Below are 14,233 nucleotides of genomic sequence, written 5' to 3' on the forward strand. Positions count from 1 at the left end.
AAGAGAAGTTAATCCAAACGCAATCTTTGATGTTGCTGAAAATATAAAGAAACCACAAGGTGAATATCAACCCTCTATGGACGGATTAGATCCAAGAGGGTTCAATATCAAAAGGTAAATATAATTAGTTTAAGGAGAATCAAATGTATAAAAAACGTAAAACAATAAGAAAAATAATTCTCTTGATCATTTTTCTATTTGGTAGTGGGTTCCAATTTATTCATTCAAACCTTCCTTCAAATAAACTAGATTCAATAGAAAATACTGATCAAAAAGAAACGATTCATTCAGTTTCACTGAGCCGATTAATTGATGGAGACACAACTGAATTTTTGATTGATGGGAAAAAGACAAAAGTTCGATATTTACTGATAGATACACCTGAAACGAAGAAACCTGGTACACCGATACAGCCATTTGGATTAGATGCTAGCAACCGGACAAAGGAACTGCTTCAGCAAGCACAATCAATTGAGCTGAAGGAGGACCCAAATAATTCCACTGACAAGTATGGACGTTCGTTGGCCTATGTTTATGTTGATGGTGAGTTGTTACAAAAAATACTCGTGCGTGAAGGATTAGCAAGAGTTGCATATGCTCAAAGTTCTTCTGATAAAGGGATTCTCGACTCTTTATTAACTGAAGAACGACAAGCAAAAACTGAGAAAATTGGTATCTGGAGTATTGATGGCTATGTAACGGACAAGGGATTTAAACCGTAGCCGTTAGAAACTGACTAAGACAATAATGAGGAGGATATTTATTATGATTGATGAAAAAGTGATGGTGCTAATGTTTTACTTGTTTTTTGGTCTATTATACTTAGCAATTAAATATACATTTAAAGTTTTATTTTTACTTGTTAAAAGTGTTCGTTTCGTATTAAAGATGATTATTCAAAAGAAAAAAATAGTTATCTAATTACAAAGATACTGAAGAAAAGGATAGAGTGAGACATGAGAAAAAACAAAGAGATTATAGTAGACAACTTTGCAGGTGGTGGTGGTGCTTCAACTGGAATGGAAATGGCAATTGGGCGATCGGTGGATATTGCTATCAACCATGATCCAGATGCTATCGCAATGCATACGGCTAATCACCCGAACACGAAGCATTATTGTGAGAATGTTTTTGATGTAGATCCAATCAAAGCTGCGGCTGGTAGACCAGTAGCATTAGCTTGGTTTTCTCCTGATTGCAAGCATTTCAGTAAAGCTAAAGGAGGCACACCAGTAAACAAAGAAATCAGAGGATTAGCGTGGGTTGCACTTAATTGGGCTTCTAAAGTCAGGCCAAGAGTTATTATGTTAGAAAACGTTGAAGAGTTTATGACATGGGGACTATTGAAAGCTGTAAGGGATGATGAAACAGGTCGAATAGTGACAACGGATTTGGTGCGTTTCTACAATAAAAAAACAGGAAAATGGACAACAAAGAATCGTATTGCTGAACCTGGTGAAGTCACTCCTAATGAAAAACAATTATTTGCACCAATAAAAGAAAAAAAGGGACAGATTTTCAAAAAATTTATTAAACATTTAGAAGCATTGGGTTATTCCGTTGAGTATAAAATTTTAAAGGCTTGTGATTTTGGCGCTCCTACAACAAGGAAGCGATTATTTTTAATTGCAAGATGTGACAAACGTCCAATTGTATGGCCACAACCGACTCATGGACATAAAGATAGTGAAGAGGTCGAAAAAGGGGATTTAAAACCATATCGTGCTGCTAGTGAAATCATTGATTTTTCTAAAAAAGGTAAATCAATTTTTAACAGAAAGAAGTCACTTTCACCAGCAACAATGAAGAGGATTGCCCGTGGCTTATTCAAATTTGTTCTTAACGAACCAGATCCATTTATTGTAAGGATAGGTCAAACTGGATTTGGAAAAGACGGATTACAATACCCTATTGATGAACCGCTGACCACAATTACAACAAAAGCAGAGCATTGCTTAGTAACGCCAACACTTTTAGTAAATACAACAGGGCATAAAGGTAGTAAGGTTGATGAACCATTGAAAACAATCACGACAGGTGGACACCATGCACTTATAAGTCCTACTCTAATTCAAATGGGTTATGGTGATCCTGAAGGCAAGAGAGTACTGAATATGGATCAACCAATTGGAACTGTAACTAGTGGCGGAAATAAGTTTGCCTTTGCTTCAGCTTGGATCAAAGAAGACTATGGAAATAGTACGGGAACAACTGTCAATAATCCATTGGGAACAATTACGTCTCAAAGTAACCACCATTCACTAATGACAGCCTTTCTTTCTAAGCATTATGGGGGAAATTATACAGGCGCTGGTATTGATCCTAGAAATCCTACAGATACTATTACCCAAGTAGATTACCATAGTTTAGTTACAGCATTCATTTCTAAAAGTTATGGCGGTCAAACTAGATCAGTAGCGAGTGATATAAAAGATCCATTGCATACAATTACAGCAAGAAATGTTCATTCATTTTGTGAAATTGAGCTAAATGGAAATATAGACAATAGCTTACAAGTGAAAAGTTTTTTATCCGAATACAGTACGGATGTTTCTTTTGGGTATAGTCAATCAGCTTTTTTAACAAAATACTACGGAAATGATGTAGGACAATCACTAGATGAGCCAATTCATACAATACCAACAAAAGATCGATTTGGACTAGTAACGATCAAAGGCGTTGATTATCAGATTACCGATATCACACTGCGAATGTTAGATCCACGTGAGCTATTTAATGCGATGGGCTTTCCTGAGAACTATGTGATCGATCGAGACCACGAAAATAAGATAGTGCCTAAAAGTGTGCAAGTAGGAAGATGTGGAAATGCAGTAAGCCCGAATATACCTGTTCATTTGGTAAGGAGTAATCTTCCTGAGTTATGTAGCATGGCGCCATTTGAGGAACAAGTGGAATTATTGAATGCTGACTTTGGATATTGATTGGAAAGACAAAAAGAAAAGGCTAGGGATGCCTCCCCAGCCATTCTTCGTGCCACTATAAGACTAAAAATATAAGATCAAAAGCCTCACAGTAACTTGCTTATTATAACATAGGGAAGTGATAAATGGTGAGGCTTTTTGATGTCGAAAAATATGAAATCCCTACAATCGATAAGATTAACTGGAAAGAAACAAAAACAAACGTGGGAATCTTTTTATCTGCGTATAAAACAGCACGGGAACGTGTAGGGCTTCCTATGCTGCCAAAGTTAACAACAGTGTATCATTTGACCAATGAAGAAAATAGTTGGATACAGTCGAATGAAGGACTGAACGCTTATGAAGAATATCGTTATGATTTTCTCCGATTAAATAAATTATTTATATTGGGCTATTCCTCTATCATGCACCCTTATCGCCCTGAAGTGACTGAACGTAGTAGAAAAATATTTATGTTGCGTTATGTTTATGGGCTTTCTGTACCATTGATCAGTGAACGTATCAATTACCAAAAAAATATTATCATTGAAGATTCCAAAGAGTCGATGTTACAGTTTTCTCGACCTTTAGATCTACTGGTTTTAAAAACCAACATTCCATAAACCTTTATACAACAAAGATCCTCCTCTTTACCAACGGACTAACCGTTAAACTATGTATATCAAGCGCTTGAAATTCTTGATACACATGTGGGAAAGAAAATATATGAATACTTTAAAAGAACAACAGCAAGTTGACACACATTTACCAATAATCAAAACAACAATCAAGAAGAATAGATCATTAACTTTTTTAGATCTGTTTGCTGGTGTAGGTGGTTTTAGGTTTGGAATGGAAAAAGCTGGTCATAAATGTATTGGATTTTGTGAAATTGATAAGTTTGCAAGACAAAGTTATAAAGCAATACACAATACAACAGGAGAGGTGGAAATGCATGATATCACAACAGTTACAGATGAATTTGTTAGAGGAATTGGACCCGTTGACGTTTTGTGTGGAGGATTTCCATGCCAGGCTTTCAGCATTGCTGGAAAACGGAGAGGATTTGAAGATACAAGAGGAACTTTATTCTTTGAAATCGCACGGTTTGCTAAACTACTCAAACCTAAATACTTATTGCTTGAAAACGTCAAAGGATTGCTCAACCATGAAAAAGGATCTACCTTTGAGACAATCCTCAGAACGCTGGATGAATTGGGGTATGACTGCTCGTGGCAATTGTTTAACTCTAAAGTATACGTACCGCAAAATCGAGAACGGGTCTATATTATCGGATGTCTTAGAGGAGAAAATACCCGAACAATTTTTCCTCTCACGGGAGAAGACAGCGCAGCTGATTGTCAATCAAGCAAAATAAATTTAGCTGGTACTACACATAAAGACAATGATTGTTCTAAAAACACAAGAGAGCGCACATTTTATACGGATGGGTTGATGGGAACTCTAACTGCGACTGATTACAAAGCCCCAAAACAGATTGTGATTGGAAATGTCAATCCGTCAAAGCATGGGCTGAATGGCAACGTTTATCATGCAGAAGGTTTGTCACCAACGATCACGACTAATAAAGGAGAAGGCAGTAAGATTGCGGTTCCAGTTTTAACGCCAGACCGACTAAACAAACGCCAGAATGGGCGCAGATTTAAAAATAATGGTGATGAAATGTTTACGATTACTGCACAAGACAGGCATGGAATTATGGTAGTGGGTCAACTACCTGGTACCTATAGACAAAGTGGTAGTGTGGTTAGTCCTGAAGGCGTATCTCCCACTTTAATGACAATGCAAGGTGGAGGACAAGAGCCAAAGATAGCAATAAAAGAAGCAACCAAAAAAGGCTACTCTGAAGCAACACCAGGTGATAGCATTAACCTTTCGTTTCCTGGTTCGGCATATAGACGTGGACGTGTTGGGAAAAAGCTGTCAAATACAATTTTGACAGGTAGCCAACAAGGAGTATTAACTGAGGAATTCAGAATAAGAAAACTTACTCCTTTAGAATGCTGGAGACTACAAGCTTTTCCTGATTGGGCATTTCTTGCTGCTAAGTTTGATAGTAAAGAAATTGCATTTGATATCTTAAAAAGAGGTTTAGATCATTATGATTGTGAGTATGAACAAAAACAATCAAATAGTCAGTTATACAAGCAAGCTGGAAACAGTGTGACAATATCTGTTGTCTATGACATTGCTCGCCGATTATAGAATAAATATGTAGAAAAGTAGTGAAAAAAATCGCTACTTTTCTACATATTATAGTTGTACTTATATATAAGTAATGATATAATAAGGTATAAGGAATTAAGCAACACATTTCAAGAAGCTAAAAAAATAATAAGGAGAATGGCTATGAAAATTAACAAAGATAAAGTAAAAGAAATGGACTCAAATTGGAAAGAGGTGATGAGAATTGCTGAAGAGAATGGATTCATTTTAGATGCGTATAGTGGAACTGCTTCATTAGCAACAATCAATGCGCAAATTGAATTTTTAGGAGAAAAAGAATTTATCAAAAGGTTCAAGGCTAGGTTTGGTGAGAAAGCTTTATCAAAGATTATTACAACAGAGGATTAATAAAGTAATTTAATCAAATAGTTGAAGTCAACATGAGAATAAATACATGTTGACTTCAGTAAAAAATACATAGATGTAAAGGGGAAATTAACATGGTAGCAGTTGAAGAATATGTAGATTTAGTGGAGTATTCAATGACTTTGGAAGAAGAGATTGTTGCTGATCTTAAAAATAAAATACAGGTTGTTGGCGAAATGCTATCCGATAAAACACAACACTCAGACTTAGCAATTATTTTAAATACTGAAACAGTTCTGAGCGATTCAGTAGCAAATATGGCTGAGAGTTTTTCTAAAGAAATTGTACTGAATATGGAAGATGCACACAGAGTATATTCTGATAGTAAATACTTTTTTATCCGTGTGGGGACAGAAATGGGAAGTGATAGTTCAGGTGATTGTAAACACGAATTTTTAACTGTGAGTAATATAGAAAAAGTACCTTATTATGAAACATTGTGGGGGTCTCCAGCTGTAGAACGTTTCAAGTCGTTACTTAATATTTTAGAAACATACATTTCAAATAATTATGATGTAATCATATTAGATAATGTTTTATTTGAATCTTATAATCAAATAAGCTCTATACTTGATTTATGTTTACAGTACCCAAACACAAAGTTTTTTATCTTACTAAGTGAAATGTCAGATCTTAAATATGAAGAAATCGCCAATCATTTTTTTATTGAATAAAACGACGGTTTTTGGGATAAGAAAGAAGGTTGAAAAATATGGTTAATACACAAGGAATTAAGAAAACAGAAGATAGTCAATTTATGATACCTTTTACAATTGATGAAGTAAATTCTATTTGTGAAGCAATATCATTCTTAGATAAAAATAATTATTCTAGAACAAATGAATTAGAAGCTGTCACAAATAAATTTGTAACTTGTTTATACATGGATGCTGTTTGGATAGACGGAATTTATAATACAGAAGAAATCGAAGATGATTGTGAGTTGAAATGATTTGAGAGAGAAACATATAGAAAATTCTCTATGTCTCTTTTATCATTATGTGGTGTAAATATAGAGTATAGTCAAAAGTGATCTTGTGCAGTTGTAACGAGATCACTTTTTTGTTGTAAATTATACGTGTAAATAATCAGAATCTTACATAAGCACGTTGAGTAAGATTTTCTTAAATATGCCTATACCAAAAACATTGGTTTTTGAAATAAATAATAAACTCAGATTACATTCAGAGCAAATCATAAAAATGAAAAATCAAAAGAAGATTAATGTTCGCAATGACTCTCTAGCATACTTTTTCACATTTATGTACATGTACCTCAAAATTAAAGATATGGTATAATAAGTAATAGTGGTGAAAAAATCAAGGAGATTACATATGAATTGTTCAGAATTTTATAACAAGTATTGTACAACTACAAAAAAAAAAGATATTGTATTATTTTCTTGTAGAAATAATCAACTACAAATAAATAAAAATGAAAGTGAAAGACAATATTTAGAACTAAATATTATCTTTAGGTATGTTAACCCTAAAGTTTGTATGACTGCTGATCATATTTCAGAGGAAAAATTAAACGATGATTTTGATTTAGCAATAAAGTATCTTACAGATAATAAATTTGAGAAATTGGAACTGGATGTAGATAACAAAGAGGTTTATTTTTTACCTAGTGACCTTGAGAGAATATTGAAAGATGTTTTACACAATAATAAAACTAAAAAAGTATCTTCAGAGATAGAAAAATTTATTCCAAATGAGTTGCTTAAGAAAAAGTCAATTGAGTTTAAAGAATTAGAATCTAAAATAGTTGAGTATGAAAATATAGGTAAATACTCTGTTTCGTTTTTCAAAATATTCGATAGTAAAAATGAAGAATCAGATGTTGAAAAAACTAAGTTAAAGCTTAAACAAATAAAAGATGAACTTCATGCTAAATTTATAGGTGAGTTTGATTATTGCTATATTGGTAATATTCCTAAAAATTTTGGATTTATAGAAAGAAATTTAAAGTGCCAATTCCCTGACCCATTAACATTTCACTATAATTTCTGGGAACTCCCAAATTATTCATTTGAAAAGCTTTTCGAAAACTTTGAATTAGAAGAAATATAAGAAAGGAGTATAATAGCATGAATAATAAACTAAATGAAATAGATTCAGTTATCTCTCAAATTACAAAGGGAAATAATAAATCAAATATATTACCATTAATATGTTTTTCAACACCATTATTTTTTATAACAACGCAACTAGATGATGTTTTTTTCTGTTATGTTTTACAAAATAGAGCTCTAACAGATGGGAATAATAGTGCGGATATAAAAGAATTATATATATCAAAGACAACTTTTGACCTTGCATTAGAGATGCTGGATAGGAAAATTAGTATTTATGAGGCTTTAAATAAAAGCGAAGAGAAATACAGAGTAGGACAGATAGGAAGGAAAGTATTTCCTAAAAAAAAGGTATTTAATCTTACGGAAATTGCAAATAGAATACCGAAGAAAAATTATTTTTTAGAAATAAACAATGATAGTATTAAGTATGCTCAAAATGTTCTTCATAGTAGAAAAAATATAATTGACAAATTTGATGTATTTGAAAAAATAATTGATATAAGTGATCAGCAAAGGAAAACTGAAATTATTACCAAGATTAGAAAAATAGATAATGAGACAATAGAAAAAGACTATACATTTATAGACGGGGTAACTCAATGAACATTATTTTGGAAGATTTAAACACTTGTATAAATAAACTAACATACGAAACTTTTTTACCAGAAGAACTAGATACTGAAAATGGTATTTCTGAAACGCAACATGTAGATATATCTGCAAAACTTGCAACAGCAAAAAAAAAGAAAAATATGTTTCTATTTTTGTGTGAAATTTCTGTAACTGGGAAGAATGAAGAATATATACTAAGGAATTTTGATATAGATATTTTTTTTGTGTATTCTTATAAAAATTTTGAAGAATATAAAAATTTTTCTAATAGAGAAAAAAATAGTATAAACCAGTCTGTTTTGTTAGAATGTTTATGTAGAATAGAAGAAATAATTAATTGTAATACTAAGATTGGACAAGTTGATCCTTTATCAATCCAAGATGATATAGAAATATTAAAGGACAATATTAACAAAGACTCCTTTAAATGTGACATACAAATTGATAAAGATGATTAATTCTAAAAGATTTGAATAGACAAATTATCGATCGTAGGAAAAAACTGGCCTCTTCATTTTTTTTAAATGAAGAGGCCTTGATTTTACACTAGAACTATCAAAACTTAAAAGTATCGATTAAATAAAATCAAGCAATAATAATCAGGAAGTTTGGCTATCAAAAGTTACAATCATAAACAACTCTGCACAACCCATTTAAAAGCCTAAACGGAAATTTTTTAATGAATCGCTGATTTCGTCTTGAGTGATCCCAATGTATCGTTTTGTGATCTGTTGATTTGAGTGGCCGAATATTTCCATTAAAAAAACAATATCCTTAGTACGTTTATAATAATGATAGCCAAACGTTTTGCGGAGTGTGTGTGTTCCAATATCGTCTCTGTCTAATCCAGTTGCAACCTTTTGAAAAATCTTGTACACAGCTTTCGGCTGAAGGTGATCCTTTCTATTTCGACTAGCGAACAACCAATCATTATCGTCCATGTCTTTTATGTAGTCTTCAATCTGACTTTGCATACTCTCTAAATAGAGGGTTCTTTTTTTTCCTGTTTTTTTCTCGATGATTTGGGGTGTACTGGAATATGTTATATCACTTACTTTGCGACAAACAATATCGGACATTCACAAACCTGTATTGATCCCAAACAAAAAAAGAAACACGTCTCTTTTAGCATATCGATGTCGGCGCAAGAAAAAAAGAAAGTCATTAATTTCGTCATTTGATCGCAATGGCTGCACATTGTAACTCATGATTTTACCCCCTGATAGAATGCGTTATTATATCTATATTTTAGCATAATAACGCATTGAGAGCTATTGGAAATAGAAACCTATATTTCACTGTGATTTGAAAGCGTAAAAATGAACATATTTACGCATTGGAAAAGAAATGAAAAAATTCCACCTATTAATAATTTTTTGAATAAATTCGCACTTTAGTGTTGACTAACGCACTAAAGTGCGATATACTGTATTTAAGATAAAGAGAGGATGATTTAGATGAATGCAAAAAGAAGAGGCGTACTAAAAAATATTGAAAAAGCCTTACACGTTGAGTTAGAAAAATTAAGAGACGTTTTGGAAGAGGAAGAAACAGTGCTTGATAATATACCCGAAAATTTATGGGGAACAGATCGTTACACAAATTGTGAGGATGCTATAGAGAGTGTGGAAGATTCTATAAATTCTGTTGAGGAAGCGATGGAGACTATCAATTATGTTGTTAATTTGTAAAAATAAAAAGGATAACACAAGAAAAAAGCTCCTGTCCTGCTGTAACAGAACAAGAGCGCATATAACGAAAACCTACTAGAGTCATTCGCTACTATTATACTATATCAAATTTAATAGTAGCGAACAACTTCGCTGCAACGAAAGGGAATTGCTTATGTATGCAGATAGAAAATTAGTTGAACAACTTTTATTCAACACTAAAATGACAAATACTAAAATAGCCGAGGTTGCAGGTATTAAAAGCGAAACAACGATTAGGAAATTCAGGAGTGGTGAATCTAATCTCGACAATATGAGGTTAGGAAATGCTGAAGCTTTAACTTCATTTGCAAAAGAGACGTTTTATCCTAATTCAGATATGGATAAAAAACTAGAATGGATGTTAAAAGAATTTGATGAAGCAGGCAATGAGATCTCATACACTGAGTTGTTAGAAAAAATGGTAGATAATTATTATGAGTTGATGAAAGGTAAATTTGTACAAGCAGAAAAACAATAAATTAAACCTAAACTTATAACTAAATCTATATTCGGTAAAACTACGTTAATGGTAGAGAGATTCTAAGCTCATTTCAACTTTTAAACTGAGGTATTATCTTGAACAAGCAATCAGAGGATTACCAAAAACGACGTTTTAGGTAGAATAAAAAAGTTGCCCCAAAACTAGGACAACTTCCAGTAATACTCTACTTTTATATTAGTCAAACCATTAATAAGTCAAATTTTCGAAAACGCTCGTTTTAGGTATAACAAAGAGTTATCTTAACTTTAATGGTAAATGAATATTGTAACATTGTCAATTTTAAAAAGGATGAGAAGGAGTAATTTGTATGGAAAGTTTAATTGAAGCAATTGTAAATTTTTATGATTCTATTGTTTTAGCATTGTTTAACAAAAGGAGAAAGTAATTTTTATCAAAAAGGAGCAGTAGGAGGAAAAATAATGAAAAGAACGTTAAGTGAGATTGAATCAGACTTCAATGAGATCAAAAATCAGAAAGGCTCATACAATAGGAATTTGGCACTCGTAGAATTAATGAATGAACTGGAAAAGCATTACACAACAATGATGATTTATGAAACTCAAGAGCAGCTGCAAACAGAATTAAAAAAGAATGCTGCAATGAGATTATACAGGGAAATTTCTTTTGCTAGAACCGATGAAGATTAAATGCCAAAAAGGATTAATACAAGAAATGAGGACTTTTAAGTATGAAGATTAACATTCAGCAAGAAGAGCGAATTATAAATTTAACAAATTTTTTATGGGAACAAATTATCGTAGTTAATTGTAACCTTGATATAATTTTACTTCTGTCAAAAATGAAGAAGAATTATCCAGAAGCAATGGCGTTATCTCCAGCGTTCTATTCTTTAACTTACAAGTCCAGCATAGAATCCTGTTTATCAATCATAACAAGATTATATGATAAAAACGGAAAGAGTACGATTATTTCCTTATTGGAGTGGTGCGAAAAAAATCCTGAAACTATTGTCGCTATTCAAAATAAAGTTGGAAATAAACAAATAACCCTTAATCATTTTAAGTCTGTAATGGTGGAAGGAAGAAAAGAATTTGATTCAATGTTACCAAAACTTTTAAACTTAACAAAATTGAGAGACAAAGTAATTTCGCATAACGATTCCAAAAGTTTGGATTCGTTAGATAAAGTTATAAATGAAAATCCAATATATTTCTCAGATATAAGATATTTAATTGATTTTGCTTCGGAGTTCACCAAATGTATAATCACATATTTAACTACTGTCGTAAGGAATCAACATGCAAAAAATATAAGTGATTTAGAAATCACACTTAAAAAAGTGGATAATGTTCTTAAAAAGGATCGTTCGTAAAAGTAGTTGATTTCTGCCAGATGCAGTGTGAGATCCACCAGGTAAAGCTTGACTATAAGCGAACGATCGATAATGCCAGGGCAATGGCCAAACTCAAAATGGCGAACTATACGCCAAAAACGATAGATAGGAGGAAGTTAGAATGGCTCGAGCAGTATATGATAGTTGGGAAATTCCAATCGATAACTACAATAGAACCACGCCATTTTACGTGGAGTGTAATTGTGGTAAACTGGCAAGAAAAGTATACCAACATTCCTATTTTGATTGTCCAGAGTGTGAACGTAGATATGTGCCACATGCAGGGACATATGTAGAAGTGAATAAGAACAAATGAGAGCAACAAAGTTATTAACGATTCTTTCAATCTATTTCAAACACGGATAATCAATGGATTGAGTAGTAAAAGCAGTAATCAGCTTAAAATGGAGAAAGAGCTTAAGACTTATGTCCCAAGCTCTTTTATTATTTAAAATGATAAGAATTTTAAAACACTATCAAAACTTAACAATGTTGATAGCTTTTAAGTAGTATGTGTGATTTTTGGATTTAAATGGCCGCTTTTTTGTAGATAAATGGCATTAAAATGCTAGTTTCTATGGTGATAGCTATAAAAATTTATTTTGAAAATATTATCGTCAACAGGAATAAGACCTTCTTTTTCTAAGTATATAGGTAATAAAGCTGATGCCTCTCCTTTAGAAACTAACTGTATAATAGCTTCTAAAGAATCTATTTCAATTAATCGTTCTGTTTCTTTGATTAATTTTAGTGTTAATTTTCTTAATGGGCATGAGGCGTCACTATTGATTAATATTGGTAAATTATTTTTTTTATCTGTATTGCCACATAAAAAACTAGTAGATAATTCGTGAACTGATTTAAGAACATAGTCTGGTCTATTTAATTTTTTAAATGTTATTACAAGACTATAATAATTTTTATTCAGTTCTGGATTTATGCTACTTGTTTTCACACACGTTATTTTTGTAGATTTGATAGAAATTAACTGATTATTCATTACTAAATGCTTAAGTAATAATTCTGAAGTTAGTAACTTAGGTCTCTCATTAGAAAAACTTTGTTTCAATGAATCAAGTTTAGATAGAGTAGTAACAACAAAACCATAGAATTTCTCTCCATTTTTAGTAGGAGTTACACCAATATAATTACGAACGAATAAAGTAGTATTGCACTCCTCTTCAATGGCATGGAGACGTGCAGTAATGTTAGATTGCGCATAACCTAATTTTTTTGAAGCTTTGTTTATTGTTTGTTCTTCATAAATAGTTTTAAAAATAGTCAAATCGTTTAGATTCATTAGTCTGACCACTCCTCGCTTATCATTTTTTCTGATAATAATAACATGATTTTGTATTATGCACCACTAGATAAGTTAAGTATATTGTAGATATAAAGAAGGAGGTTAAACAACATGCAAGCAATGCAATATAAAATAGGATTACCTACTGACTACGATATGGACATTATTAAAAAAAGAGTAAGAAATAACGGGTATAAAACAGACGGATTCCAAGATTTGCTATTTAAAGCTTATCTAATAACAGAAAGAGGAACAGATAACCAAGAAAACAGCTATTGTCCTCTATATGTTTGGAAAAAAACGGAAGGAATGACAAAATTTATTTTTGGAGGATTTTTTGATAATATAATTGATTCTTTTGGATGGCAGAATATTGAAGTAGGTGTTACTTCAAGTCTCAGTTTAAGTCCTTCTTTTTCAAAAAGCAAATATGTCATTGAAGAGTACCACAATATTTATAAACAGCCTTCACTAGAAAATATAACATTTAAAGCTGGAGATTTTAAAAATACATTAGGCCAAGTAACTATTTACAATCCAGACAAATGGAAGTATGTTAATTTTTATTTTTTTGAGCAAAAACCAGAAACTTTTAAAGAAAATCAAAAGTTGTACTCTATTTTACATTTGTCATTAGAAAAATAATTAAAACAGAGTGTACAGGAAATGACATTCTTTTAGAGCGAATATTGCCATTTAAAAAGAAAAATGACAAAAATCAAGCAAAAACAATCAGAATATTAGGCTATCAAAAGTTATGATCATAATTTGAACAACAATAGAGCTGACACAAAAAAAGTGTGTCAGCTTTTTTTTAAATGTTGGTTTTAGGTGAAGAAAAGAATGATCCATTTCATATCAAATTAATAAGTAATTAAAAGTGATTTTGCGCAGTCGCAGCGAGATCACTTTTAATTTATAAATATTTGACTGATCTGGATTTGCTTAATCAGATAATTCTCAAAAACAGTCGTTTACGGTACCTCCTAAAATTTCCCCTTATTGTACAAAATAACAGCAAAATTTTTAAATTTATGTCTTATCGATACAAATTGCCCGTAGGCGCTCGGGACCCCTATTATAAAAACACAAAAGTATAATATTTGAAAAAAAAAATAATTAAAGATATAGTTGGCATG

Annotated in this window: 18 protein-coding genes and 1 pseudogene; 17 read left to right on the forward strand and 2 right to left on the reverse strand. The window is 31.8% G+C overall.

Annotated elements, in window-relative coordinates; genetic code table 11:
- Positions 1-143 precede the first annotated feature (143 nt).
- The 11 genes from IGI43_RS16130 to IGI43_RS16180 all read left to right on the forward strand — a co-directional run bounded on the left by IGI43_RS16130 (position 144) and on the right by IGI43_RS16180 (position 8,681).
- Complete coding sequence (locus IGI43_RS16130) at positions 144-722, forward strand: thermonuclease family protein (RefSeq protein ID WP_438758890.1); 579 nt, start codon at positions 144-146, stop codon at positions 720-722.
- A 43-nt stretch (positions 723-765) separates the two neighbouring features.
- Positions 766-921: a hypothetical protein gene (locus IGI43_RS16135; protein ID WP_438758891.1), complete on the forward strand. Its 156-nt coding sequence runs from the start codon at positions 766-768 to the stop codon at positions 919-921.
- Between the two features lie 35 nt (positions 922-956).
- Positions 957-2,942: a DNA cytosine methyltransferase gene (locus IGI43_RS16140; RefSeq protein ID WP_438758892.1), complete on the forward strand. Its 1,986-nt coding sequence runs from the start codon at positions 957-959 to the stop codon at positions 2,940-2,942.
- A gap of 125 nt (positions 2,943-3,067) precedes the next feature.
- Positions 3,068-3,544: a transcriptional regulator, ArpU family protein gene (locus IGI43_RS16145; protein WP_438758893.1), complete on the forward strand. Its 477-nt coding sequence runs from the start codon at positions 3,068-3,070 to the stop codon at positions 3,542-3,544.
- A 103-nt stretch (positions 3,545-3,647) separates the two neighbouring features.
- A complete protein-coding gene (gene dcm, locus IGI43_RS16150) occupies positions 3,648-5,147 on the forward strand; it encodes a DNA (cytosine-5-)-methyltransferase (protein ID WP_438758894.1) in 1,500 nt (499 codons plus the stop codon).
- A 144-nt stretch (positions 5,148-5,291) separates the two neighbouring features.
- Positions 5,292-5,516 (forward strand): hypothetical protein, encoded by a 225-nt coding sequence (locus tag IGI43_RS16155; RefSeq protein WP_438758895.1) that lies wholly within the window; start codon positions 5,292-5,294, stop codon positions 5,514-5,516.
- Between the two features lie 92 nt (positions 5,517-5,608).
- A complete protein-coding gene (locus tag IGI43_RS16160) occupies positions 5,609-6,208 on the forward strand; it encodes a hypothetical protein (protein WP_438758896.1) in 600 nt (199 codons plus the stop codon).
- A 38-nt stretch (positions 6,209-6,246) separates the two neighbouring features.
- Positions 6,247-6,486, forward strand: a complete 240-nt coding sequence (locus IGI43_RS16165; RefSeq protein WP_438758897.1) for a hypothetical protein — start codon at positions 6,247-6,249, stop codon at positions 6,484-6,486.
- Between the two features lie 382 nt (positions 6,487-6,868).
- Complete coding sequence (locus IGI43_RS16170; RefSeq protein ID WP_438758898.1) at positions 6,869-7,606, forward strand: hypothetical protein; 738 nt, start codon at positions 6,869-6,871, stop codon at positions 7,604-7,606.
- 17 nt (positions 7,607-7,623) lie between these two features.
- Positions 7,624-8,214 carry a hypothetical protein gene (locus IGI43_RS16175; protein WP_438758899.1) on the forward strand — a complete coding sequence of 197 codons (591 nt, stop codon included), beginning with the start codon at positions 7,624-7,626 and terminating at the stop codon, positions 8,212-8,214.
- Positions 8,211-8,681, forward strand: coding sequence for a hypothetical protein (locus IGI43_RS16180; protein ID WP_438758900.1), 471 nt, complete (start codon positions 8,211-8,213; stop codon positions 8,679-8,681). Before IGI43_RS16175 ends, IGI43_RS16180 begins: the two co-directional genes overlap by 4 nt.
- 195 nt (positions 8,682-8,876) lie before the next feature.
- Here IGI43_RS16180 and IGI43_RS16185 read toward each other — a convergent pair.
- A pseudogene (locus IGI43_RS16185) lies at positions 8,877-9,431 on the reverse strand (tyrosine-type recombinase/integrase).
- Between the two features lie 249 nt (positions 9,432-9,680).
- On the opposite strand from IGI43_RS16185, the gene IGI43_RS16190 reads away from it, so the two are divergent.
- The 5 genes from IGI43_RS16190 to IGI43_RS16210 all read left to right on the forward strand — a co-directional run bounded on the left by IGI43_RS16190 (position 9,681) and on the right by IGI43_RS16210 (position 12,107).
- A complete protein-coding gene (locus IGI43_RS16190) occupies positions 9,681-9,914 on the forward strand; it encodes a hypothetical protein (protein ID WP_438758901.1) in 234 nt (77 codons plus the stop codon).
- A gap of 154 nt (positions 9,915-10,068) precedes the next feature.
- Complete coding sequence (locus tag IGI43_RS16195; protein WP_438758902.1) at positions 10,069-10,413, forward strand: hypothetical protein; 345 nt, start codon at positions 10,069-10,071, stop codon at positions 10,411-10,413.
- Between the two features lie 443 nt (positions 10,414-10,856).
- The gene (locus IGI43_RS16200; protein ID WP_438758903.1) at positions 10,857-11,084 is read left to right on the forward strand and encodes a hypothetical protein; all 228 of its coding nucleotides are present in this window, start codon (positions 10,857-10,859) and stop codon (positions 11,082-11,084) included.
- 41 nt (positions 11,085-11,125) lie between these two features.
- Entirely contained in the window at positions 11,126-11,770 is a 645-nt protein-coding gene (locus IGI43_RS16205; protein ID WP_438758904.1) for a hypothetical protein, read from the forward strand.
- Between the two features lie 142 nt (positions 11,771-11,912).
- On the forward strand, positions 11,913-12,107 hold the full coding sequence (locus IGI43_RS16210) for a transcriptional regulator (RefSeq protein ID WP_438757330.1): 195 nt from the start codon (positions 11,913-11,915) through the stop codon (positions 12,105-12,107).
- A 252-nt stretch (positions 12,108-12,359) separates the two neighbouring features.
- Here IGI43_RS16210 and IGI43_RS16215 read toward each other — a convergent pair whose 3' ends face one another.
- Positions 12,360-13,091 carry a LysR family transcriptional regulator gene (locus IGI43_RS16215; RefSeq protein WP_438758905.1) on the reverse strand — a complete coding sequence of 244 codons (732 nt, stop codon included), beginning with the start codon at positions 13,089-13,091 and terminating at the stop codon, positions 12,360-12,362.
- 114 nt (positions 13,092-13,205) lie between these two features.
- Between IGI43_RS16215 and IGI43_RS16220 the strand changes: the two genes are divergently transcribed.
- Complete coding sequence (locus tag IGI43_RS16220; protein WP_438758906.1) at positions 13,206-13,739, forward strand: DUF4865 family protein; 534 nt, start codon at positions 13,206-13,208, stop codon at positions 13,737-13,739.
- Positions 13,740-14,233: the final 494 nt, after the last annotated feature.

The organism is Enterococcus sp. AZ126, from assembly GCF_051714545.1.
Classification (GTDB): domain Bacteria; phylum Bacillota; class Bacilli; order Lactobacillales; family Enterococcaceae; genus Enterococcus_L.